Origin of the sequence: Novosphingobium sp. PhB165, assembly GCF_004341845.1 — a bacterium.
Taxonomy (GTDB): domain Bacteria; phylum Pseudomonadota; class Alphaproteobacteria; order Sphingomonadales; family Sphingomonadaceae; genus Novosphingobium.
Genome location: NZ_SLVB01000013.1, coordinates 42542 through 69220, shown reverse-complemented (window position 1 = coordinate 69220; position 26679 = coordinate 42542). Strand labels below are relative to the sequence as shown.

Annotated in this window: 18 protein-coding genes; 15 read left to right on the top strand and 3 right to left on the bottom strand. The window is 59.6% G+C overall.

Annotation, left to right across the window (positions count from 1 at the left end; all coding sequences use genetic code 11):
• The first annotated feature begins 294 nt into the window (after nt 1-294).
• Nucleotides 295-1128 (top strand): EamA family transporter, encoded by an 834-nt coding sequence (locus EDF56_RS23810; RefSeq protein ID WP_132392305.1) that lies wholly within the window; start codon nt 295-297, stop codon nt 1126-1128.
• Between the two features lie 221 nt (nt 1129-1349).
• On the opposite strand, the gene EDF56_RS23805 is transcribed toward EDF56_RS23810, so the two are convergent.
• A complete protein-coding gene (locus tag EDF56_RS23805) occupies nt 1350-2474 on the bottom strand; it encodes a Fic family protein (protein ID WP_132392303.1) in 1125 nt (374 codons plus the stop codon).
• 399 nt (nt 2475-2873) lie between these two features.
• Here EDF56_RS23805 and EDF56_RS23800 point away from each other — a divergent pair, with 399 nt between their 5' ends.
• The gene (locus EDF56_RS23800; RefSeq protein ID WP_132392301.1) at nt 2874-5198 is read left to right on the top strand and encodes an arylsulfatase; all 2325 of its coding nucleotides are present in this window, start codon (nt 2874-2876) and stop codon (nt 5196-5198) included.
• Between the two features lie 27 nt (nt 5199-5225).
• Nucleotides 5226-6641, top strand: a complete 1416-nt coding sequence (locus EDF56_RS23795) for a DUF1254 domain-containing protein (protein ID WP_132392299.1) — start codon at nt 5226-5228, stop codon at nt 6639-6641.
• Nucleotides 6642-7253: 612 nt separating this feature from the next.
• Here EDF56_RS23795 and EDF56_RS23790 read toward each other — a convergent pair.
• Nucleotides 7254-7544, bottom strand: coding sequence for a hypothetical protein (locus tag EDF56_RS23790; protein WP_132392297.1), 291 nt, complete (start codon nt 7542-7544; stop codon nt 7254-7256).
• Between the two features lie 712 nt (nt 7545-8256).
• Between EDF56_RS23790 and EDF56_RS23785 the strand changes: the two genes are divergently transcribed.
• The 10 genes from EDF56_RS23785 (at nt 8257) to EDF56_RS23740 (ending at nt 17905) form a co-directional block, all read left to right on the top strand.
• Entirely contained in the window at nt 8257-8514 is a 258-nt protein-coding gene (locus EDF56_RS23785; RefSeq protein ID WP_132392295.1) for a hypothetical protein, read from the top strand.
• 100 nt (nt 8515-8614) lie between these two features.
• Complete coding sequence (locus EDF56_RS23780) at nt 8615-9466, top strand: SDR family oxidoreductase (RefSeq protein WP_132392293.1); 852 nt, start codon at nt 8615-8617, stop codon at nt 9464-9466.
• A 47-nt stretch (nt 9467-9513) separates the two neighbouring features.
• On the top strand, nt 9514-10599 hold the full coding sequence (locus tag EDF56_RS23775; RefSeq protein WP_132392291.1) for a putative zinc-binding metallopeptidase: 1086 nt from the start codon (nt 9514-9516) through the stop codon (nt 10597-10599).
• Between the two features lie 476 nt (nt 10600-11075).
• Entirely contained in the window at nt 11076-11369 is a 294-nt protein-coding gene (locus EDF56_RS23770; RefSeq protein ID WP_132392289.1) for a hypothetical protein, read from the top strand.
• A 21-nt stretch (nt 11370-11390) separates the two neighbouring features.
• Nucleotides 11391-12008 carry a hypothetical protein gene (locus EDF56_RS23765; protein ID WP_132392287.1) on the top strand — a complete coding sequence of 206 codons (618 nt, stop codon included), beginning with the start codon at nt 11391-11393 and terminating at the stop codon, nt 12006-12008.
• 16 nt (nt 12009-12024) lie between these two features.
• Complete coding sequence (locus EDF56_RS23760) at nt 12025-12210, top strand: hypothetical protein (protein ID WP_132392285.1); 186 nt, start codon at nt 12025-12027, stop codon at nt 12208-12210.
• A 48-nt stretch (nt 12211-12258) separates the two neighbouring features.
• The gene (locus EDF56_RS23755; protein ID WP_132392283.1) at nt 12259-15678 is read left to right on the top strand and encodes a response regulator; all 3420 of its coding nucleotides are present in this window, start codon (nt 12259-12261) and stop codon (nt 15676-15678) included.
• Nucleotides 15679-16503 carry a CheR family methyltransferase gene (locus EDF56_RS23750; RefSeq protein WP_132391248.1) on the top strand — a complete coding sequence of 275 codons (825 nt, stop codon included), beginning with the start codon at nt 15679-15681 and terminating at the stop codon, nt 16501-16503.
• A complete protein-coding gene (locus EDF56_RS23745) occupies nt 16500-16763 on the top strand; it encodes a chemotaxis protein CheB (protein WP_165912358.1) in 264 nt (87 codons plus the stop codon). Before EDF56_RS23750 ends, EDF56_RS23745 begins: the two co-directional genes overlap by 4 nt.
• On the top strand, nt 16760-17905 hold the full coding sequence (locus EDF56_RS23740; protein ID WP_132392281.1) for a hybrid sensor histidine kinase/response regulator: 1146 nt from the start codon (nt 16760-16762) through the stop codon (nt 17903-17905). The genes EDF56_RS23745 and EDF56_RS23740 overlap by 4 nt, the downstream gene beginning before the upstream one ends.
• Before the next feature lie 625 nt (nt 17906-18530).
• Here the strand turns inward: EDF56_RS23740 and EDF56_RS23735 are convergent.
• Nucleotides 18531-20927: a membrane-bound PQQ-dependent dehydrogenase, glucose/quinate/shikimate family gene (locus EDF56_RS23735; RefSeq protein WP_207905029.1), complete on the bottom strand. Its 2397-nt coding sequence runs from the start codon at nt 20925-20927 to the stop codon at nt 18531-18533.
• A 553-nt stretch (nt 20928-21480) separates the two neighbouring features.
• Here EDF56_RS23735 and EDF56_RS26115 point away from each other — a divergent pair.
• On the top strand, nt 21481-21816 hold the full coding sequence (locus tag EDF56_RS26115; RefSeq protein WP_165912357.1) for a hypothetical protein: 336 nt from the start codon (nt 21481-21483) through the stop codon (nt 21814-21816).
• Nucleotides 21817-23676: 1860 nt separating this feature from the next.
• A complete protein-coding gene (locus tag EDF56_RS23720; RefSeq protein WP_132392275.1) occupies nt 23677-26406 on the top strand; it encodes an HAD-IC family P-type ATPase in 2730 nt (909 codons plus the stop codon).
• Nucleotides 26407-26679 lie beyond the last annotated feature (273 nt).

The window sequence follows — 26679 nt, the reverse complement described above, 5'->3', positions numbered from 1 at the left end:
GTGCCGCCGGACCGTTCGCGTGGAGTGGCCAGTTGCGGAATTGCGGTTCACCGGCTCAGATCGGCAGATAGCTGCCCGCCCCCTTCGGTGTGAAGCATCGCCGACAAGGGAATTTCCGACAGGTCGGCTCAGGGCGGTGAGCGGTCTGGCAGGTTCCGGGAGGACCGGCGGGCGATAGCCAACAGTGCGTGGCGCTGCCGCTTTCCGAAAAGAATCGTGCCTGGGATTTGCTAGATTCGGTCACGCATAGGGTTCACGGGCGACAGACGCGCTCGGCTATTCTACTCCATCGGCATGAATGCCACCGTCTTCTGCATCGTGCTGTTCGCTGCGGCTCTTCACGCCAGTTGGAACGCGATCGTGAAACGAGGCGGTGATACGCTTCTCACGACCATACTCGTCACGGGGTCAGCGGCCCTGATCGCTGCCGTGGGGCTGCCGTTCCTTCCGCCCCCATCGGTCGAAAGCTGGCCGTTCATAGCCGCTTCATCGCTCTTCCAAATTGCATACTTTGTGCTGGTGGCGCGCACCTACCGCATCGCTGACATGAGCCTCACCTACCCGATGATGCGCGGCACGGCACCGCTTTTGGTGGCCCTTGCCAGCCTCGTTCTCATCGGTGAGCCATTGTCGCAATCCGCGTGGCTCGGGGTCGGAATCATATGCGCCGGTATCCTCAGCATGGCTGGGGCTGCGCGCAGCGGTAACAGAGCCGGGGTGGCGCTGGCGCTCGGCAACGCGGTCGTGATCGCCGGGTACACGCTTATCGACGGCATCGGAGTGCGACGCTCAGGAGCGGCGGCGGCCTACACGCTATGGATTTTCCTGCTTACCGGCGTCGTGCTGGTCGGTTGGGCACTCTTCAGGCGGCGTGCAGGCATTTTGTCGTACGCCGGTCGGAACTGGGCATTTGGGTTGCTGGGCGGAACTGGCACGATCGGCTCCTACGGTCTTGCGCTCTGGGCGATGACTGTCGCGCCTGTTGCCGTGGTGGCCGCCCTGCGAGAAACATCCATCTTGTTTGGTGTCGCCATCGCCGCGCTGATCCTTCGCGAAAAGGTTGGCTTGGCCAAGATAATAGGTGTCTGCGTCATAGCGGTGGGAGCAGGAGCGCTGCGGCTTTCTTGAAACGTTCCCGCAAACTAACCTGTAGTAGGAGGCGCGCAACCGGTCGCCCTTAACCAGCGGCCGCTTCCGATAACCCCAAATTCCGACCCGAGCGTCTAAACGGGGGCGTGTCTGCAGACCGACTGGTTTTCTCTTAAAAACTGAGGTGTCCCAGCCCCGGCCAACGACCGCTGCTGATTAGCAGAACTGATCCTCTCAACGAGTGTCTCGCTTGATAGAATTCAGACGCTACGATTCGACATTTTGACATCTTCCACGAGCGAATAGCCTGCGCTGCGTCCACCGGCGGAATCCTTCTCCAGAATGCCTCTACGAACCAGATCATTGATGTCGCGAAGAGCCGTGTCGGAGGATGTCTTGGTCATCGCTGCCCACTTGGCATTGGTCAGCTTGCCCTCGAACCCGTTCAGGAGACGATTGAGAACCTTTTGCTGCCGGTCATTGAGCGACTGGCCCACCATTGAATCCCAAAACCTAGCCTTGCGCATGACGTTGGCCAAAATCAACTCAGCCCTATCGAAGGCACGATCGAGGCAGTCAATGAACCAAAGCAGCCATCCTGTGATGTCCAGTCCGCTCCTCTGCGTCGTCTCTAGCATGTCATAATACGTCTTGCGCTCAGCACGGATCTGAGCCGACATGCTATAGAAACGTTGCGCCGTTCCTTCCGCACGCGCTAGCGCAAGATCGGCAATCGCGCGCGCGATGCGCCCGTTCCCATCATCGAAGGGGTGGATCGTTACGAACCACAAGTGCGCAACGCCGGCCTTCAAAACGGGGTCGAGCTTGGCTGTCTCGAACCACGCAAGGAAACGGGACATCTCCTGATCCATCAAATTCGATGATGGAGCCTGGTAGTGGATGCGCTCACGGCCAATCGGCCCGGAGACGACCTGCATCGGTCCACCCTCATTGCCTCGCCAGGCACCTACCGTAATTCGGCTCATCCCGCTTCGTCCCGTGGGGAATAGGGCGGCATGCCAGCCGAAAAGACGCTCGGCGGTCAGAGGTTGAGCATAATTCTGGGTCGCATCCAGCATCATTTCCACGACGCCTTCGACATCACGATCCGCTTCGACCAGTCCGCCGATCTCCATCCCGAGCCGGCGGGCGATAGACGAGCGCACTTGCTCCCTATCAAGAACCTCCCCTTCAATCTCGCTGGATTTCAGAACGTCCTCGGTAAGCGCATAAAGCACAGCTTCTTCACGCAGAGGAAAGCCCAATGCCTCCATATGCCCTATCAATCGTCCTTGCCGGTGACGCACGGCAGCAAGTGGTTGAAAGAGCTGCCGCTCGTTCCAGATCAGGTTCGGCCAATCTGTTAGTTCATGGATATAGGGCACATTCACCGCTCCTTATGCGGTGAATATATTCATCATTCACCGCATGGCGCAACAACATTCACCGCGAAATATGCGGTGAATGTCGCGATCAATTACCGCATCATAGAGCGCAGATTGAAGGGTTGCACATCGCCTACGCGCAGTAGGCTCCCGATCCTTCCTAGTCGCTCAGGATCCGATTTTTCGTTCCCAGTTGCGCCCTGTCCGCTTTCCCAATCTGGATGCCCACGACTGGCCGGTAACCGAACGTCCGCTTACCGAATAGGCTTGTAGCAAAGCCGACGTTTCGCGCCTCTTATGGGGCTCCGTCCCTGCAGCCCTAGGGGTTTGTCCTTATGGATGGCCGCAGCCACTCTTCGTAGGCTTGAACTCTGTGACAAGTCGGAAAAGGAATGGCCAATGCCACGGTCTTTCAACGGCAAGATCGAACTCGACATCCGCGAATCTCAGTCGGATTGGGATGCTTTTCTTGCGACCCCGGCGCCCAAGGGCGCGCCGAATGTCCTTGTCATCCTTTATGACGATACGGGCCAAGCGGCTTGGTCTCCCTATGGCGGCGGTATAGAAATGCCAACGCTCGACAAGCTGGCGAAGAACGGGTTGACCTTCACGCAATGGCACACGACGTCGGTCTGCTCACCGACTCGGTCATGTTTCCTGACCGGACGCAACCACCACCAAAATGGTTTTGGCACCATCGCGGAATCAGCGGTGGGCTTCCCAGGCTATAACGGCCACATCCCGCGCTCCAATGCGACGATGGCGTCGATCCTTCGGGATGCAGGTTGGAGTACGTTCTGGGTGGGCAAGAATCATAATGTCCCCGTCGATGCCTTCGACATGGGATCGTCCAAAAAGGCCTGGCCGCTGGGTCTTGGCTATGATCGCTTTTACGGTTTTCTCGGCGGTGAGACCAACCAGTGGTATCCAGAATTGATCGAGGACAATCACTTCGTCGAGCAGCCATATGGCCCCGAAGAAGGCTATCATTTCTCGAAAGATATCGCCGATAAGGCAATCAGCTTCATTCGCGACAGCAAACAGTCGCAGCCGGAGAAGCCTTGGTACATGTGGTACTGCCCAGGCGCCAACCACGCACCTCACCATGCGCCTCAGGATTACATCGACAAGTATAAAGGCAAGTTTGACGCTGGCTACGAGGCCTACCGTGAATGGGTGCTCACCCGCATGAAGGAACGCGGCATCCTGCCCGTGGATACGCAGCTTACGCCCATCAATCCCATGGCTGAGGAGGCGTCTTCCCCAGGGGATTTCGTGCGCCCCTGGGACACGCTAAATGACGACGAAAAGAAGCTCTTCGCCCGCATGGCAGAGGTCTATGCCGCCCTCTCCGAATACACCGACGTACAGGTGGGCCGGGTCATCGACTATCTGGAAGAGTCCGGTCAGCTCGACAACACGCTAATCCTATACTGCGCGGATAACGGGGCCTCAGGGGAGGGTTCGCCCAACGGCTCGGTGAACGAGATCAAATTTTTCAACGGCTATCCCGACGAGATTTCGGAAAATCTTGCGATGATCGACAAGCTCGGCTCGCCTGCCACCTATAACCATTATCCCACTGGCTGGGCCGTAGCCTTTTCGACACCCTATCGGATGTTCAAGCGCTATGCCTCCTACAGCGGCGGCACCTGCGATCCGCTGGTCATTCATTGGCCGGCGGGCATCAAGGCGAAGGGCGAGCTCCGGCACCAATATCACCACTGTACCGATATTGTGCCGACGATTCTCGAATGCTGCGGTGTTGCGATGCCGGACGAGGTCGATGGCGTAAAGCAGACGCCGCTGCCCGGCGTCTCCATGAAGTACAGCTTTGACCAAGCGGACGCTCCAACTACCAAGGAGATCCAATATTATGAGATGCTGGGGACGCGCGGCATTTGGAAGGGCGGCTGGAAGGCTGCCACCGAACATGCCCCGCTTCCCTCCAATCAAGGCCATTTCGACAAGGACCGCTGGCAGCTCTTCCATACCGATGAGGACCGGGCTGAGGCCGTCGACTTGGCTGAACGATATCCCGAGAAAGTCGAGGAGCTGAAAACCCTGTGGATGGAGGAAGCGCGGAAATACGACGTGCTTCCGCTCGCCGATCTCGGAGTGTTTGAGTTCATAAAGCTGGAATTTCACAACAAGGTGCCGCCGTCAGGCCGCTACACCTATTATCCCGACACGACCGAGGTGCCTGAGGCGTCCTCGGCAAGCACGCACGGCCGCTCGTTCAAAATACTGGCGGAGGTCGAGTTCACGGGGGACAGCCAAGGCGTGATCGTGGCCCAAGGATCGCGCTTCGGCGGATATTCGCTGTTCGTGAAGGGTGGTAAGCTCACCTTCGTCTATAATTTCCTCGGCATTCCGCCCGAGCAGCGACTGTCAGCGGTAGCCCCCTCCGCCGGCCAGCACATCGTGGGTGTAGAATTCGCCAAGGACAAGATCGGCGAGAATGGCGAAGCGGTCGGCACCATGTCTCTTTTCATCGACGATCAGTCGGTGGCGAGCAGCGAGTTCCGTACGATGACCGGACGCTATTCCCTCTGCGGCGAGGGGCTTTGCGTTGGCCGTGACAGCGGCGACGCGGTGAGCAGCGAATATGGCAGCGGCTTTGACTTCGCTGGAGGGCGTGTCGTCAAGGTCGTCTATGACCTCGCGGATGATCAGTATCGCGATATCGAGCGCGAAATGGCCATGGCATTGGCTGTGGAGTGAATGTCCGGCATAATCAGGAGAGTTCACATGGTCGATGACAGCGCTTCCGCTCAAGCCGCCCTCGCTATCGGCGAAGACTATTCGATAGAGGGTGGCTTTCCCACTGAAGAAGCTATTCAAAAGGCCTATGACGATGCCGATCTGATCCGCGCGATCGAAGCATACAAGTTCTTCTTTCCAACAGTTTCGTTCGCAGGCACTTTCAGCGGCAACGCGCAAGCTGGCCTCAAGCCAAACCATGGCTATCTGCTCTTGAATGGCAGTCCGTCACAAACGGTGCTCACGCCGAATTCAGATACCCCCTATACCGGCGCTGTGATCGATCTAAGCGGAGGGCCGATGGTGTTCGAGTTCCCTCCTGGGGCCCTGATGTCCGTAGTGAACGACGCCAACCAGCGCTATGTAATGGACATGGGCGTACCCGGTCCTGACGGCGGCAAGGGTGGCAAACACATCATCCTGCCACCTGGATATGAAGGGGCGCTCCCAGCGGACTATTTTGCAGGGGAATCTTCTACGAACCGCGTCTTGGTGATGGTACGGGCCATTCCCCAGGGCGGCGATGTCGATGCAGCCATAGCGTTGCTGAAAACGGTCAAGTTCTATCGGCTGGGTTCGAGCGAAAATCTTGCCGCGCTTGACTGGATCGACATCGGTCAGACCTATATCCAGTTCACTGCCTTCGATTGGGAAAATCGCCTCGAATATTGGCGAGTGCTCCACGATGTCGTGGACCGCGAACCATCCTATGAACCGTACCGCATGGAATACGGTCGGCTAGCCTCTCTCGGCATCGAAAAAGGTAAGCCTTTCGAGCCTGACGCGCGAATGACCGAAATACTCTCAAAAGCGGCGCGGCTGGCCAATGCCCAGATGCGTGTGCAGTCCTTTGCAGATCGCCGCGCCGATCGCCAAGCCTGGCATGATCGCCACTGGGAATGGGCGGGCAAGCGGCCAGAGCAGAGCATTTGGGATCTGCCTGCCAGGCGCGACCTTGAGGCACGGGAGAAATGGTTTTTCCAGGCCCAAGTCGAGTCCCCCGCAATGTTCCGCCGCGACGAGCACGCGGGTTCGCTCTATTGGCTTGGCCTGCGCGATACGGATGGAAACTATGTCGACGGCGGCAAGACCTATCGGCTGCGCGTGCCTCTGCCCGTGCCCGCACGTCTGTTCTGGTCGGTGACCCTCTACGATCCAGAAACGCGAAGTGAGATCGTAACCGCGCAAGGCAAGGCAGCGTTGCGCTCCCTCTTCGAATTGCGTGGGTTGGAGGGCGACAGCGTCGACCTTTACTTCGCGCCGGTTGCACCTGCAGGCCAGGAAGATTACTGGCTCCAAACGCTGCCGGGCAAGGGCTGGTTTGTTTATTTCCGTATCTATGGTCCCGAAAGACCGGCGTTCGACGGAAGTTGGAGGCCAGGTGACTTCGAGTCAGTGGACTAAGGTCCGCTTTCGGGATTGTTGCAAGGCCTCAGGAAGGTCCACAATCGGGCGCTTGCCGACGATAAACTCGAGTTGCGACGATCCATAAACTTATGACGCTAAGAGGATCGACAGCTTTTGGTTCCGAAATAGAAATTTGCGATCGATCCGTCTCGTGCGCAAACCATCATCTCAACGGCGAAGAATTTGCATGACGTTATTTCTAAAGATTGTCGCGATAACGTTGATGTTGCTCTGATTACGTGAATTTCGTCCGGCGACGTCGGCTGTGACTTCAGTTGAGTGTCAAAATACCGCCTTTGATGATTTGCAAACGATAGGAAGGTGTGCGAATTTAGAGGAAGGTGTGCGAATTTAAAGGAAGGTGGGCGAATTTAAGGGTTTCCTTCTGATGAATTGGTTCAGAGGTCCATCCCAACTCTTACTGGGGCGTTCGAATGACCGCTTCGATCGCTCGTCTTACTTGGCGTCTCCTCAACGCTGGATCATTGATCTCAGGAAAGGCTTCTTGCCGGATGCGTCGGACAAGAGTGCGAAGTGCCGATCGCCCAGGTCTGTGGCATTCTCCCACTTCGCTAAGCAGGGCAGGATAGTTCCAGCAACGCCCCTCCATTACTTGTTATCCTGGTTGAGGTGGTTGGATGAGCCTTTATTCATGCGGCTAGCGAGGATGAGCGCCAGCGCGCCGAACACGCCGTAGGTAAGTCCCAGCTTGATAAAGTCGCTGTGCGCGAGACCCGCGAGCAATGTTGCTGCCAGAATTGCCAGTACGAAAAAACCCGCCCAATTATGATGATGCAATCGGTCTGCAACACTTGTTGCAATCCCGCACACCAGTCCGGCAGCGAGCAGGCTTCCTAAAACGAGGCCGATCGCCCCGAGCATTTCGCCTACGAGAAACATTGCACGCTCCTCTCCAGCCAAAGCCGCTGTGGCGGCCTCCTTCCTTTCGACATTTATATCGCAGAGCGATATAAATGTCGAAAGCGCGAGACGTATATCGAGTTCCCGAAATCCCTTTTTCACCCGGTTTTGCCAGCCGAACCGGCTGACGCGACTTTACTTACTGTCCCCCCGCTTGCACCGCTTCCACAATCGATCTTCTGTCCGACGTGAACAGATTCGTGGAACTACCCTCGATGTCCTGCTCATCCTCTCAGATTGCAGGTGTTGGCTCCGCCCGTTGAACCCACCGGCGAAAGCAGTCATTCATCCGGACGCGAGGAAGGCATTCTTGACACATGCCGCATTTCTGACAGGTGCCGGATGCGCTGACGAAATGCCTGTTTAAGCGCAAGGGCGGCGGGCGATTGGGAGCGGCGGCCTAACGCATACATCACAGCCGGTTAGTTTGGCGGCTTCCGGGCCGTGTTTCACGCCCTACCGCCCAACCGCCATCGATGGTTATGTCGATTACGCCGCAGCCTCTTGCGAGTGCACCGACGCTGCCTCGCAGGTTGACCGCGGGCGTGATCGTCGGCTCGCGTAGGTCGTGATGCTGGCCGACCCAGCGTCAGCAAGCCCGGACACCTGATCGCCCGAGGCCTGACTAGGCTCGGAGCTGGGAACCCGATTGGCGTTTCGCTGTTCGGCTAGTGGAATGCAGGAGGGAACGATGGCGAAATTCATGTTCGAAACGCCGGATGGCGATGAAGTAATGGTCAATTCGATGCAGGTCGTCGCTCTTGTCGAAGGACGCGACGATCAGGTGACCATCATCGAACTCGAAGATGGTGAAGAAGTATCCGTTCTGGCAACGCGACAGGAGGTCGTGGCCCATCTCGACCTCGATCCTCTCGAATTCCTGAGCGGCGAATATGCCGGCGACGATCTGCCCGAGGATGCCGACGAAGGCGAATACGACGACGAGTGATCGGTCCGATCGCCGTTAGCCGCTCCGATAGCGGGACGGACCGACGCGGGATCCTCAACCAAAGCGGTCCCGCTTCGTTTTCTCAGGGAAGGAGCCGATCATGACCGAGACTGCATCGATGATCCATGAAGATGCCCTGCCGGGGCACGAAAGCAAGCTGGAGCCGCAACCCGAATGGCAACCGCGCTATCCGGGGGCCTCCCGCCTTGCCGGCAAAGTGGCAATCGTGACCGGCGCGGACAGCGGCATCGGGCGCGCGGTCGCGGCTCTTTTCGCGCGCGAAGGGGCGGATGTCGCAATCGTCTACTTGCTGGAGGACGACGATGCTGACGAAACCCGGCGCATCGTGGAAAGCGAAGGTCGCCGTGCCATCACCATCCGGGCGGACGTGGGCTCTACCGAAATGTGCGATCATGTTGCCGGGGAGACGATGAAGGCGTTCGGCCGGATCGATGTGCTCGTCAATAATGCCGGCGAACAGCACCCCGACAAGGACATTGCAGACATTTCCGAAGAACAGCTTCGCCGCACATTCCAGACCAACATCTTTGGCATGTTCTTCATGGTGCAGGCGGTTCGGCCGCACCTCAAGGCAGGCGCTGCCATTGTCAATTGCACCAGCGTCACGATGTACAAGGGAAGCAAGGAATTGCTCGACTACAGCGCGACCAAGGGAGCGATCACGGCTTTTACGCGTTCGCTTTCGGAAAATCTGGTAGGCGAGGGCATCCGCGTGAATGCCGTTGCGCCTGGTCCGATCTGGACACCACTCAATCCTTGCGGCGGAGCCAGCAAGGAAAAGCTGGAGCATTTTGGCGAAAGCACACCGATGGGACGGCCTGGACAACCGAACGAAGTGGCGCCTTCGTTCCTGTTCCTGGCTTGCGAGGATGCCAGTTACATGAGCGGGCAGGTGCTCCATCCCAATGGCGGGACTGTGGTCAACGGCTGATTTGCCTGGCCGACCTGCCTGCGATTACCCAGAATTGGGATGAACAGATGCGTGCATTTCCTTGCCCGAATTGCCACCGACTGCTCCATTTCGAGGCGCGGCTCTGTCCTGGGTGCTCCGTCACGCTGGGGTATGATCCCGCCGCGGACACGTTCCGGTTTCTTGCAGACAATGCGACCCAGTGGCGTGATGACGGCGGCGCCTCGGCCGAGGTTGTCGTTTGCGCCAACAACGACGATTTTCAGATCTGCAACTGGCTTGTCGAGAAGGACGAACCGACCGCCCTATGCCGTGCGTGCCGCCATAACCGCACAATTCCCGATCTCGCCGAACCCTCCGTACCCGCGCGATGGGCAAGGATAGAGCAAGCGAAGCGCAGGTTATTCCATACGCTTCTGAAATTGCACCTGCCGCTGGAGACCAAAGTAGCCGGGCAGGCCGGCGGGCGGGGACTGGCCTTCGATTTTCTTTACGATCGCGCAGCCGAAGCTGCGGGAACGCCGCAAATCCTTACAGGCCACGATGGCGGCGTTATCACGCTCAATCTCGTCGAGGCTGACGATGCCGAGCGCGAGCGCATCCGGCACGCGGTGGGCGAACCCTATCGCACGCTTCTGGGCCATTTCCGGCACGAGGTGGGGCATCATTTCTGGTCGCGCTTGATCGGCAATGATCCGGACGAGCTGCAGGCATTCAGGCAGGTATTCGGCGACGAGACAGCCGACTACCAGGCAAGCCTCCAGGCGCACTATGGCAACGCTAACGGCAAAGTGTGGACCGACGATTTCGTCAGCTATTATGCTACTTCGCACCCTTGGGAGGACTTCGCCGAAACGTTTGCCCATTATCTGCATATCGTCGATGTGCTGGCCACTGCGGGCGGTTTTGGCCTTTGCCTGTCCTCGATCGAGGAATGGGCCGGATCTTCTCCCTCGTCCGCTGCGCTCGATCCTTACACGGCCGAGGCGGCGAAGCTCGCCGAAATGATGGCGCCGCTGTCGTTCAGCATGAATGCCATGAACCGAGCGATGGGACAGCCGGACCTTTATCCGTTCCATCTCTCACCTGCAATTGTGTGCAAGCTGGATTACATTGCCCGGTTAGTTTCGAAAGCGGCCGTGCCGGGGGGGTGACACTGCTTCGGCGCAATGCCTACGAAGCAATATTGCAATCCGGCGCAGAGCCTACCCGACAAGTTGGTTGTTTTCAAGGATGAGACGATCTGTTCAATCAAACACGAAGCATATGAGTAGGCTTCATGCGATGGCATCCATGTCCAGCTATCAAGGCGGGTACAGGGCCTTCGAGGATGATATAACCCAATTCTCGGTCGGCAAGTTCGCACGATGTTGGAGGGAAAATAACCCTCCTCGCTTCATTGAACACGTCCAATTGAACGTCGCGAGGTCCGGTTTGGCGAATGGCTCTGCCCGGCGTGTTCAATCGTCCTTTCGTGTCGGCGTCTAGAGCACCTTGCGACGCGAGAAAACGACGCAATCCTATTGTTGGCGAGGACAGTGGACGAATGCTTGAGGGAGTTTGCGCGGGCGAAATTGTGGCAACCATGAGGCGTGCAACCACGTTAGAGCACCAGAGAGGAGAAGATCTCATGAAAACTGCTCTTATCACGGCTTCTGCCGCTATTATCGTTGCTTCTGGCGCGACCGCACAATCGCACAATCCCGCGGTTAAGGACCCCACGGTGGAAACGGCAACACACGCGGCGAAGGGACACAATTCCTTCACAGAGGATCAGGCGCGGGGACGCATCGAAAAAGCCGGCTACACGAACGTTGGCAAGCTCGTGCAGAACGAGAACGGCCTCTGGCAAGGCATGGCGGAAAAGGATGGGAAACCGGTGAGGGTGGCTCTTGATTACAAGGGAAACGTCACTGTCCACTGAACTAAAACGCGGAGAAAGATAATGTCGAAGACAATCACTCGACTTTTTGACAATTACGCGGATGCGGCAGCAGCGGTACGTGCGCTCGAAGACATCGGCATTCCCCGCCATGATATCAGTGTTATCGCCAACAACACTCATGGTGAGCACACCGGAATTCACAAAGGCGTGAATGAGGATGGGGAGGTAACCGCAGGAACGTCTGCCGGAGCCGCAGTAGGCGGAGCAGGCGGACTGCTTGCCGGGCTCGGCATGCTGGCCATTCCGGGCCTTGGTCCGATCGTTGCAGCCGGATGGCTTGCGGCCACGGCGGTCGGGGTTGGTGTCGGCGCGGTCGGAGGAGCGGCAGCTGGCGGCATAGTCGGCGCGCTCAAGCACGCCGGACACACGGATGAAGAGGCGCAAGTCTATTCCGAAGGCGTGCGCCGGGGAGGCGTGTTGCTGAGCGCAAAGGTCGACGATAGCGACCTCGAACGCGCCAATGCTGCGGTCAATACTGCTCCCTCGGTGGACATTGGCGCGAGAGAGGCGAGCTATCGTGCAAACGGGTGGACGCGTTTCGATGAATCAGCGCCTGCTTATTCCATCGATGAGATCGATCGCGATCGCGCGATATACGGACTGCCGCCTCGAAATTGATAGATAACGTCGCCGCTTGATCACCAGCAAAACGAGGACGGCCCGCTTTCGAAAAAGGCGGGCCGTCTTGCAGGCCTTCCATCGGTACCGTTGCCAGAAAACAATTTTCATTGCACGGGTTGAGCAGATGATGGTCCGCGCTCAGGCGGACGATTTTGATTTGTCGGACGAATGGCCGCTGCTCGCGGCCAATTTTCTGTGATTTCGGGGGTTGGGGAAAATGTCGCCTTCACAGGCACCCGAGAGGGTGATGCCAAAATCCGGGCCAAAATCCGGTCTCGATGGCCGGGTGTGGCTGGGCCTTGTGGCCGTGGTGCTGTTTTTTCTCATCAGCGGCACGGTGGCCTTCCGTAATATCGAAATGCTGCGCGACGACGCAGCGAGGATCGCGCATTCGCACGATGTCATCGCCTCGCTCGATGAACTCCTTTCCGTCATTCAGGATGCCGAAACCGGCCAGCGCGGCTATCTGCTGACGGGCAACGAGGAGTATCTCGCGCCCTATACGGCGGCGGTTCCCCGGCTTGGTTCCAAGCTCGATGCCATCGGTGTGCTTACCACGGACAACCCTTCGCAGCAGGCGAGACTGGCGACGCTTCGCCGTCACACCGATTCCAAGCTGGCGGAGCTGGGCCAGACCATCGACTTGCGCCGCAAACAGGGCCGCGACGCGGCGCTTGCCGTGGTCTCCACAGATCGCGGCAAGATCGAGATGGATGCGATCCGTGCCCAGCTGGGCGAGATGCAGCAGGAAGAACTGCGGCTGCGCCAGCTCCGGCTCGACGAAATGGACGGCGCCTACAAGAGCGCCTGGACCAGCGGCGTGCTCTCGACCGTGCTGGGCATTGCCCTGACACTGGTAATCGCGTTCCTGCTTCGCCGCGCGACGATTGCGCGGGACCGGCAGCAATGGCTTCAGGCGGGGCAGGCCCAGCTTGCCGCGGCCATGTTGGGAGACCCTTCGACCGGGCAGCTGGGCGAGAACATTCTCACGTTCCTCAGCAAGTTCCTCGATGCACAGGGCGGCGCCATCTATGCGGGCGACGGCGCGCGCTACCAGCGGGTGGCGACGCTGGGCGTGCCTGCCGAGGCAGGCGTGCTGGAGAGTTTCACGATCAAGGACGGCCTGCTCGGCCGCGCCGTCGCCGAGCGCGAACATACGGTGCTGAGCGATATCCCCGACGGCTATCTGACCATCGGATCGGGGCTGGGCCACGACAAGCCGCGCCATCTGGTGATCTCGCCGGTCTGCGCGGACGAGGCGGTGCACGGCGTGATCGAACTTGGCTTCCTGGGCCCTGTCGATGACCTGGCCGTGGCGTTTCTGTCCGAGGCTTCGGCGCCCATCGGCGTCGCCTTGCGCTCCGCAAGGTTCCGCACCGAACTGCGCAACCTGCTGGAGGAAACGCAGCGCCAGTCGGAAACGCTGCAGGTCCAGAGCGAGGAACTGCGCGTCTCCAACGAGGAACTGGAAGAGCAGGGCCGCGCGCTCAAGGAATCGCAGGTCCGGCTCGAACAGCAGCAAGTGGAGCTGGAGCAGACCAACGCCCAGCTGGAAGAGCAGGCGCAGCAATTGGAGAGCCAGCGCGACGACCTTGCGCGGTCCAACACGGCGGTCGAACAGAAGGCCAGCGAACTGGAGCGGGCCAGCCGCTACAAGTCCGATTTCCTTGCGAACATGTCGCACGAGCTGCGGACGCCGCTCAATTCGCTGCTGATCCTGTCCAAGCTGCTGGGTGACAATCCGGCGGGCAATCTCACCGAAGAACAGGTGAAATACGCCGTTACCATCCAGTCCTCGGGCAATGACCTGCTGGCGCTGATCAACGATATCCTCGACCTTTCGAAGATCGAGGCCGGCCACGTCCAGGTCCGGCCGGAGACTGTCGCGCTCGACCGGCTGGTGACCGACATGCGGCAGCTGTTCGAGCCGGTGGCGAGTGAGCGCGGGCTGGAATTCGGCATTGCCGTTTCCTCCGATTGTCCCGACACGATCGATACCGATCGCCAGCGGCTGGACCAGATCCTCAAGAACCTGCTGTCCAACGCGTTCAAGTTCACCGAAGCGGGACGGGTCGATCTTTCGATTGCACGCGGCGGCGCGGATCGGCTCGCCATTTCGGTGCGTGACACCGGCATCGGCATCGCCGAGGACCAGCAGCGCGAAGTCTTCGAAGCTTTCCGTCAGGCGGATGGCACGATCAGCCGCCAATATGGCGGGACGGGGCTGGGCCTGTCGATTTCACGGGAATTGGCGCGGCTGCTCGGCGGGGCAATCGAACTGGAGAGCAAGCCCGGCGAAGGCAGCCGTTTCACGCTGTCCATCCCGCTGTCGCTCGACCCGACGGCCGCGCCGCGCAGCGAGGGGCTGGCAATCGCCGCGGGCACGCCTGCGGTTCGCCGCGTGGAACCGCAAGTCCCCAAGGCTCCGGTGCGACTGCCGCGCCGGGTGGAGGACGACCGCGAGCGGCTTGGCGCCGCCGACCGGATCCTGCTGGTGGTCGAGGACGACGGAAGCTTCGCGGGCATCGTGCGCGATCTGTCGCGCGAACTGGGTTTCCAGTGTCTGGTCGCGGGAACCGCAGGCGAAGCGCTCGAACTGGCGCGTCAGTTCAAGCCCAATGCCGTGGTGCTCGATCTGGGCCTGCCGGATCAATCGGGGCTGGTCCTGCTGGATCACCTCAAGAGCGATGGGGCCACGCGGCACATCCCGGTCCACGTCGTATCCGCGAGCGACCATGCCCAGACCGCGCTGTCGCTGGGGGCGATCGGCTATCTGGTCAAGCCGGTGAAGCGCGACGAGCTGGTCGAAGTGCTCAAGGCGCTTGCCGCCAAGATGGCGCAGAGCGTGCGCCGCGTCCTCATCGTCGAGGACGATCAGGTGCAGCGCGACGCCGTCGCCAGCCTGCTCGCCACGGCGGGCGTGGAGACGGTGGGCGTGGGCACGGCGGCGGAATGTCTGGAGCGACTTGAACGCGAGACTTTCGATTGCATGGTGCTTGACCTGAACCTGCCCGATGCATCGGGCTTCGCACTGCTGGAGACGCTGAAAAAGGAAGGCCGCCACGGCGTCCTGCCGGTGATCGTCTATACCGGGCACGACCTGTCGCCCGACGACGAGCAGCGTCTGCGGCGCTATTCGGATTCGATCATCATCAAGGGCGCGCGTTCGCCGGAACGGCTGCTGGACGAGGTGACGCTGTTCCTCCACCAGGTGGTGACCGAGCTGCCGCCCGAACAGCAGCGCATGATCCAGCAGGCGCGCAGCCGCGACGCCATTCTCGAAGGACGGCGGATTCTCCTTGTCGAGGACGATGTGCGCAACGTCTACTCGCTGACCAACATCCTCGAACCGCGCGGCGCGATCATCGAGGTTGCCAGGAACGGGCGGGACGCGATCGACAAGCTGGAGAAATCGGCCGCTGACGGCGGCACGGCCATCGACCTCGTGCTCATGGACGTGATGATGCCGGTGATGGACGGGCTGACGGCAACGCGGGAGATTCGGACCGATCCGCGCTGGAAGAAGCTGCCGATCATCACGCTGACGGCCAAGGCCATGCCGGACGACCAGCAGCGCTGCATCGAGGCGGGCGCGAACGACTACATGGCCAAGCCGCTCGATGTCGACAAACTGCTGTCGCTCGTCCGCGTCTGGATGCCGCGCTAAATGTCGGACGCGGTCGAGGATATCGAGATCCGGTTGCTGCTGGAAGCGCTGTTCCAGCGCTACCACTACGACTTCCGCAAATACTCGCAGGCGTCGCTGCGCCGCCGCCTGCGTCAGGCGCGCGGGCAGCTCGGGTTCGAGACGTTTTCAGGACTTCAGGAAGCCCTGCTGCACGATCCGGCCATGCTGCCCCGGCTGCTGAGCTTTCTGACGGTCCAGGTCAGCGAGATGTTTCGCGACCCGTCGTACTTCAAGGCGATCCGCGAGAAAGTGGTGCCGCATTTGCGCACCTACCCCTCGCTCAAGGTCTGGATCGCCGGGTGCAGCGCGGGGGAGGAACTGCACTCGTTCGCGATCCTGTTCCGCGAGGAAGGGCTGGAGGAACGGACGCTGTTCTACGCGACCGATATCAGCCAGGACGCGCTCGACATGGCCTCGCGCGGGATCTACTCGCTCGACCGGATCAGGACCTTCACCGAAAACCATCGTGCCTCGGGCGGCCGGTCGTCGCTCTCGGACTATTACAGCACGGCCTATGGCAACGCCGTTTTCGACAAGAGCCTGCGGGATCGTGTGGTATTCTCGGACCACAGTCTGGTCACCGATGCCGTATTCTCGGAGATGCACCTGATTTCCTGTCGCAATGTGCTGATCTATTTCGACCGCGAGTTGCAGGACCGGGCCATTGGCCTTTTCCGGGATTCGTTGATCCGCGGCGGCTTCATGGGTCTGGGCGCCAAGGAAAGCATGCGCTTTTCGGCCCATGCCGACGCCTTCAGCGACTTCGTGCGCGAGGAAAAAATCTACAGAAAGCGCGAGGTATGACGGCCGATATTCCCATCCCGCGCACTCCCGTCCCCCGCGCAGTTGTGATCGGCGCCTCGGCCGGCGCCATTCAGGCGCTTTCGGAGGTCCTGCCCGCACTGCCGCCGACGTTCCCGCTGCCGATCCTGATCGTGGTCCATATCCCGGCGGACGGCGGCAACATGCTGGCGCCGCTGTCCGAATGTCCCGAGGCGCGCGTGCTGTCGCTGGCCGGGATCGCGGACTTTCTCCTGGAAGTCGGGAAGGGTGAGGGCGCATGACTCCCCCGGTTAAATTTCTGCTGGTCGACGATCTTGATGAGAACCTCATCGCGCTTGCGGCGCTGCTGAAGCGCGACGGACTGGTCCTGCTGACCGCCCGCTCGGCGGACGAGGCGCTAGAATTGCTGCTCGAACACGAAGTGGCGCTGGCGTTTCTCGATGTGCAGATGCCCGAAGTCGACGGTTTCGAACTTGCCGAATTCATGCGCGGCAGCGAGCGTACGCGGCATATTCCGATCATCTTCGTCACGGCCGGAAGCGCCGACAAACAGCGCCGATTCCGGGGCTATGAGGCAGGTGCCGTCGATTTCATCCAGAAGCCGATCGAAGCGGACATCCTGCGCAGCAAGGCGAATGTCTTCTTCGAACTCCACCGCCAGCGTCAGCTGGTGGCGGCACAGCGCGACGAACTGAAGGCGGCCTCGCAGGCGCTTCAGGAAGTGGATCGGCGCAAGGACGAGTTCCTGGCGGTGCTGGGGCACGAATTGCGCAACCCGCTGGCGGCGCTCAGTTCCGGCTTGCAACTCCTGCAACGCCGCTCGGCGGACGAGAGCGTGACGATCCGCGAGAGCATGGAGCTTCAGATATTCCACCTCTCGCGCCTTATCGAGGATCTGCTCGACACCGCGCGTATCAGCGAGGGCAAGATCTCGCTGCAAAAGGAGCGCATCGAACTTCAGACCATCCTGCGTTCTGCCATCCAGGGGTGCCGGAACAATCTGGAAAGTGCCGGGCACCGGTTCACCACCGACATTCCGGCCGAGCCGGTCTGGCTGGAGGCCGACCACACCCGTTTGGCGCAAGTCGTCGCGAACCTGCTCAACAATGCCGGGAAATATACGCCGAAGGGCGGCGAGATTTCGCTACGGGCCCGCGCGACGGCAGACTATGTGGAGATCGAGGTCGCCGATAACGGCGTGGGTATTCCGGCTGATATGCAGTCGCGGATTTTCCAGATTTTCGTGCAGGTTCCCGATCACCGGCAACACGCGGCGGGCGGGCTTGGGGTCGGCCTCGCGCTGGTACATCAGCTTCTTGCCCTGCACGGCGGAACGATCACCGTGGCCAGCGGCGGCGCGGGCAAGGGCAGCGTGTTCACCGCACGGATACCCCGAGGGACGGCCGACCGTGCACTGGCTTGATGCGTCGCTACCAAGCTATGCCAATATCGAGGACAAAAGCCTGTACGTTCGACCATGGTGAGACGATCACGTCCGGACCGCAGGCTTGAAGTTCGGGTGGTGGCGGGAGTGCCCCCTGAAGGCCCTCAAATTTGCATCGTCGTTCAACGAGACGAGCAATTTAATCGGACCAAGCCTGGTGTTCGTTTACGAATCGGCAAAATCGCCCTGCGACACGCTTACAGCTCACTGCAATTGACCTGTAAGAAAGCGCCATATCAGCCATGTATCGCCGGAAATGCGCGCCTCAGAAGCGAAAGCAATTCCGCCTTGCACTGCTACCCGGGTATTTGTCCCTTCCGAGACACGGCGGGGCGTTGGTTAGGTATCCGCGTTTCGATGGCGATACTTATGCCTTAAGGGGAGGCTTGACGTGATCGGTAAATTTGTCTCTTCCGTCGTTGGCCGCAAGATTGCCCACGACACAGCGAGAGCCTGGCGACGCTGGCGGTTCGGCGAGCGAGAAAGGAACAGATGGGCAGCTTTCCGGTCGCGAACTCGGCAAGTGAGCCTAGCCTGCCAGAGCCTCATCCCCTCCCCGTTCTCAGTTCAAATGCTCTGCTACAGGCAGCCCTATTGTTATCAGTCATCGTTGCGGCAAGGCGTAGGCAATCACTTCATCGCCGATCGGCGTCTCCATGAAGTGATGGCCACCGGGTGCGATGACCAGGTACTGCCGGCCGTTGACCATGTAGGTCATCGGTGTTGCCTGGCCGCCCGCCGGCAGCACGTCCTTCCATAGCACTTTGCCTGTTTTCAGGTCGATGGCACGGATTAGGTTGTCGGTAGCGGCCGCTACGAAGATTACGCCTCCCGCCGTTACGACGGAGCCGCCGTTGTTAGGGGTGCCGATGGTCCAGGGCAGCATCGAAGGGATGCCGAACGGGCCGTTGGTGCGCGCTTCGCCCAGTGGCTTGTCCCAGATCGTGCGGCCCGTTGCCATGTCGATGGCGCGGATACCGCCGTAAGGAGGCTGTTTGCAGAGCATGCCGGTCAGCGGCAGACGCCAACCCGCATTCACGTCAATGGCATAGGGGGTGTGGGCTTGCGGGTCGCCCGCGCCCTCGGCGCCGCCGATTTTTCCTCGGGCCTGGTCGCGCGGGGCCCACCCCTTCCGATCGGCCTCGGCGCGCGGAACGAGCCGGACATAATTGGGCATGTCATTGTAATTGGCGACGATCACCCCGCGACGTGGATCGACCGCGATGCCGCCCCAATCGGTGCCGCCGTTGTAGCCGGGATACTCGATCGAGCGACGGTCGCTCTCTGGCGGCGTAAAGAAACCTTTGTAGCTCGCTTTGCGGAACTGGATGCGGCAGATCATCTGGTCGATAGGTGACATGCCCCACATGTCGCGTTCGGTGAGGTTGCCTTTGCGCAGGGTATGCCACAAGGAAACCCGCTGAATAGGTGCGCGCTGCTGCGGCTCCACCCCGCCGCCCGGCGCCTTGATTGTGCCGACTGGCGTAAGCGGCTGGCCCGTGCGGCGGTCCAGCACGTAGATATCACCCTGTTTGGAAGGCAGCACCAGCGCAGGGGTGCCCTTGTAATCCACCAGCGTCGCCTGGGCTCCGAAGTCATAGTCCCACACATCGTCGCGAACGGCCTGGAACTTCCAGCGCGGCTTGCCCGTGGTCACGTCCAGCGCCACCAACGAGGTCGAGAAGTCGCGTTCCTGAGGGCGGCGCAGACTGGAGTAGTAGTCTGCCGCCGAATTGCCCATCGGCAGGTAGACGAGTCCCAACTGCTCGTCCCCGCTGGCGATCGTCCACATGTTCGGAGTGCCGCGCGCCCAGGTCTGGCCCGGCGGCGGGTAACCGTTCCAGTCGGGATGCATCATGTCCCAGGCCCAGCGCAGTTTGCCGGTGACCGCGTCATACCCCCGGATGACCCCCGATGGGGCCCAGCGATCCTGGCCGTCCAGAACCTGGTGGCCCGTCACCACCACGCCCCGCACGATGGTCGGCGGGGAATTGATGGAGACGTAGCCCGGAGGCGTGTCTCCCATTCCGATCTTGGTATCGACCTCGCCGTTGGAGCCGAAGGCGGCGCAGCGAACACCTGTCCGGGCATCGATCGCGAAAAGGCGCGCATCAAGCGTGCCGTAGATGATGCGCTTCGCGCAGGGTTGATCTGCAGGAACGCCGGGAACTACGAAGTAGCTCACTCCGCGGCAGGCCGCCGTGTACGGGATCGCTTCATCGGAAACTTTCGGGTCGAACCTCCAACGCGGCTTACCGGTCGCAGGGTCAAATGCGACCACGATGTTCTTGGGAGTGCAAACGTAGAGCATGTCGCCGATTTTCAGCGGTGTGTTCTCCCCTCCGTAGGTCTTGGCGACTTTGCTCGAAGAAGGCATGTCGCCGGTGTGTGCGACCCAGACGCGCTCCAGATTTTTCACATTTTCCGGCGTGATCTGTCCTAGCGGTGAGAATCGACGCGCCGCATCGGTGCCGCCATAGGCCGGCCAGTCATCACCTGCGGCAAAGCGCGACGGATCGCCCATTTCGAAACGAAGATCGGGAAGCGGAGAATTCGGGCCGGTCTCGGCCATGCGAGCGAACATCAGCCCGGTCACCGCCGTCAGCAGCACCGCTGCAGCACTGGCGCACAGTGCCAACTTCCAGCGATGTGGACTTGCGGACAGCGTGGGCATCACCAACAGGGTCGCGACCAGCAGTACCAGCGGCGCAATCACGCGCGGCACCAGAGCCCAGTTGTTGGGCCCCGCTTCGGCAAGCGCCCAGATGACCGTCAGCACAAAGATTCCGCAGTACAGCCACCCTCCCAGGATGTTGTGGCGGATCAGCAGCGCGCCGGAAACCAGCAGCGCGATGCCGGTGAGGACGTAATAGAGCGAGCCGCCAAGCACCGCGAGGTAGAAGCCGCCGATTGCCAACAGGAGGCCGATCAGAGCGATGACGGTTCCGAGAATGAGGGATGGCAAGCCACTTGCCTTGCGCTGCATCCGGGGAAAATCCATCATTCGCGCTCCACAAATGTTCACGGCCGTCTGGTGTGAATGGCGCACCTCCTGGAATGTTCCGTGCCTTCATAACTTACGGGTTGGAATGGAGAGTTCGGCGGCAGCCATGCAGCGAAGGAACGCTTTGGAACGCTCGCCTCCAGCAGGGCCCTAGGCTGGAGGCTGGAGGCTGGAGGCGGGGGGCGTTGATCATCGAGCAGGAGAACAGCGCGGCTCACAATGCTGAAAATATCTCGGATCTTTGGATTGTTTTGAGCCGATCGCGGGCTGCCGTTCCAAAGAATGGGCAGCGTTAATTTTCAGGACTGCGGCTGCCTTATGTTTGCCAACACCGCGTTCCCCGAAAGCGAGCGCCCCCGCAGGATCAAGGGGGCAAATCTGCCCTCTAGGGCAATAGGGCGCGAGGTGACTGCGAACTCAATTTGCGCATCGCGTTCGATCATGCGCGAGGATGCGCGTCAGAAGAAAGGGCGAGGTGGACCGCCGTTTTACCTGCTTGCGGCCCACCGATAAATTACGCCGCTCGCCTCAAGCAGTCTGTCTCGTTGCCGTGAAGATCTCGCATCCAGCAGCCGATTTGTTCATTCACCGCTCGATGAAGAGCTTTCAGACGCCGAATCTCGTGCTGACTCGCTCGACCATTCGCTTCGATGATCGCGATTTCCAATTCCAAGCGTTCGCGCTCTTTGCGCAGGAGGCTGAAGAGTTTTTCGGCCATCGTCATGCCTCGCGGTTACCAAGAGTTCGCATGGCAGATATAATGCCGTTGAACCGGACCGGTTCCGATGCGCCCGGCGGCCGCTTCGGATCTGGCGCACCCTCCGCGGCAGATTCATTTAAAGTCCATGACGCCAAGATCGCGCGCTTTACCTCAGGCTCAAGCTGAGGGCGTTCGATGAATTCGAGCGGGTGACGAAATTTGGTGAGGGACATTGCGTTGTCTCCTTTCTTCCAATGCTCCTCGTTGCGACAGGCGGGACCTGTCGGCCAAAATATGTTCAGACTCGCGATAACGATCAAGACCCAAAATTGAGGATTCGATTTCAGTGCTTGGCAAACAGGGCATTCAATGGCGCGTTGCTGGGAAGAAGTGCTGCTCTGTCCGCGACGACAAAGCTCCTGCCCTATCCCTGCAAACAGAGCAGAAATGGCCGTTAACCGGCCATGGCATGCCGCGACCCAGATGCGTGAGAATTGACTGCAGCCACGTAGTAGTGCGGCTCCCTCAGAGCCGAGTGGACACGGCGGTCCATCACGCAGGAGGAGGTGGCTGTCATTGAGGTGGTCACCGTGATTTTCGGATCGGCTTGGGCTGAAAGCTGAAACCTCATAGAAGGCTCACGATCACCGATCAGGTGACGCACGCGTTCGCTGCCAGAGAAGGCCCCGCACGCAGTGTTCCACGCATAATGACCTCGTTCGCCGCCGAACGGCTGATGGAGATGGAAGGCCTTAACCTTTCCTGACCAGGCTAACGCCGAAGCGAGCGAACCCTGGCCTCAGCTTTGCCGGCTGCGGGGCACGATTGCATCATGCCTCCTGAGGGACCCTAACTGTAGCTTCGTTGCAGGAAATGAGCGCTGCACACTGTATGCGGCTGTAATTCCTTTACTCGCTGGCAAAAATTGCTCTCCGATTTTCTTACAGGTCTATGCGGATTGACCTGTAAGAAACTTCTGCATCAGCGAATGCACCGCTGCAAACGCGTCTCGCAGAATTGGCAGAGTCTGTCCTTGCGCTGTTACAAGACCGACGGCGAAGGCATCTAAAGGGTCGCGCCTGTTCGAGTGCCCCGAGAGCCCGTAAACTAAAAGGCCAGGAGTGCCGCCCAGCCCGCGGTGAAGCCGGACGGGACGTCTGGCGCAGCTTGCCATAGAATGGCATCGAAGGTTAGCCATTCCTTGCGGTTCATACCCTTCACCCCGCCAGAGGCCCTACGATCCGGAGGCGGGCCCGGACCATCGCAGGTTGAGTTCTCCGCCCACGATATAGATTTTCGCCCTAACTCCGCGTGCATGCTTCCGGCTTCTGACCTGGTTCCCGCTTTGGTGATCGAGGAGCAAACGAACTGTCTAAAGATCTCTCAGCCTCCGCCTTGAAATCAAAGGATCAACATCGGCCCTTGACTGGCTCAGCGAATTCCCGGGGCATGATTTTGCATGTTCGCCACGATGACGTGGTTTCGAGCTGAGCTTAAACGTTCGACGATTTCGCAGAACGTAGGCGATATGCCGCTCCCCTCCAATATATCCCATTCAGTCTCCCGCTTCGCGGGATGGGCAAAAATGCTTGGCGGGAGGAAATTTAGGAAGGATTGTCTACTTTTATCGAGATAAATTATAAGAGAGTAAGTGAAATTTAAATACCCTCGAATCGTCGACTCTAAATTGTGAAAAATCTGGAGATTCGAAGGCCAAAGACGCGCTATTTGACTCTGGCACAGATCGGATTCTGGATAGGGTCACTTGGTCATTGGCGCGTCCGACGTTGAGCCTCCAGATGATCAATCTTTGATCTGGTGGTCAAATCGGAGCGCTAAATGTAAATTGAGCCGCTGCATTTTGTAACATTACCGGGGGTCGCCTGGTTTGGGCAGGCCTGGATGGACATCAGAGACGCTCTTAAGAAACCTTACCGCGCATCCGTGATCGGATAATCGATTAGGCGCGGCCTTGAGAGGCCCATCTTTTGCTGCGGCGGAACAAGCGTTCTTGATCACAAGGGATCCCGTCTGGAGGAAGCGAGCATGAGTCCAGTTGAAACGACGGAGCCCGACAATGCGCTGTGGCATGCAATGTCCGTGGCGCAGGTCACACAACAATTCCGTGTCGATCCAGTCAACGGCCTCGACACGCACGAAGCTTCTGATCGATTGCGAATTTACGGACTCAATCGCTTGCCACAGGGCAAAAAGAAAGGGCCACTCATTCGGTTCCTTGCCCAGCTCAATAATATTCTCATTTATGTGTTGCTGGCCGCCGGATTCATCAAGCTAATGCTGAGCCTTTGGCTCGACGCATCGATTATCTTTGCTGTTGTCGTGCTCAATTCTCTTTTAGGCTTTGTGCAGGAAGGACGGGCGGAAAAGGCGCTGGATTCCATCCGGGATATGCTTTCCGCTGAGGCCCGTGTGCGGCGCGGGGGAGAAGCGCGCCTGATCCCGGCGGAGAATCTCGTGCCGGGCGACATTGTATTGCTGGAATCCGGAGACAAGATCCCGGCAGATCTGCGGCTTGTGGAAACGAAGAATTTGCGCACCGAAGAGGCGGCATTGACCGGAGAGTCCGTCCCGGCAGAGAAGACCAGCGAGCCTGTGCCAGCTCAGGCCACGGTCGGCGACCGTGAAAATATGGCTTTCTCCGGCACGATGGTCGTTTCCGGCCGGGCCAGCGGCATCGTGGTCGCCAGTGGCAGCCAGACCGAACTGGGCCGCATCAACCAGATGCTTGCCGAGGTCAAAACCGTTGAGACGCCGCTGCTACGGCAGATCAAGACGTTTGGCTACGTCATTACCGCTTCCATCGCGATAATCAGCGTACTGCTCTTCGCTTGGGGGCATTGGCTTGGGCAGAAGACTTTCGTGGAGCTGTTCCAGGCAGTCGTAGGCATCGCTGTGTCTTTGATCCCGGAGGGTTTACCTGCGCTGATCACAATCACGCTTGCCATTGGTGTGCAGCGCATGGCCCAACGCCATGCCATTATCCGGCGGTTGCCCGCAGTGGAGACGCTGGGCTCGGTTGCGCGCATATGTTCGGATAAGACCGGCACCCTGACGCTCATGGAAATGATGGTGACCTCTCTCGTCACCGCGGATTCCAGCTACGAAATCACCGGGAACGGTTACGCCCCGGAGGGAAGCGTGATGGCCCAGGGCAAGTCAATCGACGCAACGACGGAAGTGCTAAGACAGATCGGCCGTGTGTCGCTGCTTTGCAACGACGCCGAGCTTTTTGAAGAAGACGGCAAGTGGAAGGTCGAGGGGGATCCGACCGAAGGTGCACTTTTTCCGTTGGCTTTTAAGTTTGGCATGGACCGCGCCAAGGAACGGCTGGCCGCGCCGCGGATAGATGCCATTCCCTTCGAATCCGAACACAAGTTTATGGCCACGCTGAATCGCGCAGCGGATGGCGATATGCTGTTGGTAAAAGGGGCACCGGAAGTGATCCTCGAGCACTGCAACCGTCAGCAGACGGCTACAGGTCCGGTGCCGCTCGATCGCGAGCGGTTCATGCGCGAGGGGGATCGGCTCGCAGGACAGGGCGAGAGGGTGCTGGGGCTTGCGTGGTTGCCCCAACCAGGACTGGCCGCCGGCACTCTGGCCCCCGACCGCTTGCCCAAGACGCTCATTCTGCTCGGGCTCGTGGGCCTCATGGACCCGCCGCGCAAGGAAGCCGTAGACGCCGTAAAGGAATGCCACGATGGCGGCATCCGGGTAACGATGATCACTGGGGATCACAAGATAACGGCCGCGGCCATCGCCAAGATGCTGGGCATCGGTGATGGCAGAACAGCCGTGGCCGGCACCGAAATCGAGGCTATGAATGACGCAGCACTGCAAGAATGCGTTCGCGAAGTCGACGTCTTCGCCCGAGCAAGTCCCGAACACAAACTTCGGCTCGTCAAGGCAATCCAGGCCAATCGGCAGATCGTCGCGATGACCGGCGATGGCGTGAATGACGCACCGGCGCTCAAGAAGGCCGACATCGGCGTCGCCATGGGCATCAAAGGGACGGAAGTGACAAAGGAGGCCGCAGGGATGATTTTGGCCGATGACAATTTTGCGTCGATTTCCGCAGCGGTGAAGGAGGGGCGCACAATCTACAATAACATAGAGAAGGCCATGCTTTTTCTGTTGCCGACCAATATTGCCCAAGGCGGGGTAATTGCGGTTGCCATCCTGTTCGCTTTCACCCTGCCGATCACCGCTCCGCAAGTGCTATGGGTGAACATGGTGACTTCGGTAGCCTTGGGCCTGGCCATTTCGTTCGAGCCGCATGAAGTCGATGTGATGCAGCGACCCCCTCGAGAAACCGACCGTCCGATCGTCACGGGATTCGGAATATGGCGTATCCTTTTCGTCGGGGCAGCTCTGGTCCTTTATACCCTTGCCACATTCTTCTGGATGAAAGGGCAGGGCGTCTCGGATACGCTCGCGCGCACCGCAGCTGTCAATGCGATAACGGTGGGCCAGGCTTTCTACCTGCTCAACAGCCGTTATTTACTCGATTCGTCTCTTAAGCTGCGTGCGCATATGGACAATCCCGTGCTTTGGTACGGAATTGGGATCGTCGTGATTTTGCAGCTCATGTTTACTTACGTTCCGCCGTTTCAGGCCATTTTTGATACGGAGGGCTTGTCGGTGTCGGCTTGGTTGTGGCTACTCGCGGGCGGCGCCATTGTTTTCCTTGTCGTGGAACTCGAAAAATTCGTGATCCGGTCGGTCCCGGCATTGAGAAGGGCCGCACTCCCCTCTTGAGACTGAGCGGTCAACTTTGCGTGAGCAATCGAAACGCAGACGATCCGAAGGGGAGCCGCCTACGGCAATTGGACAACGCGCCGCATCGCAAACATATGGAAATATCATTTGATGCGCACCCAGGCCTTGCACCGGCATGCCGCCGATTGCCACGCTGCGACATCGCTGGCAGCATCGGGGGCTTAAAAAGAGCGCGCCGCTATTCCGTTCGGAACTGTCGCTCTTAGGCAGCTCATAACTGCGGCATCTCGGATATAGCGCGCCTTGCCGCGT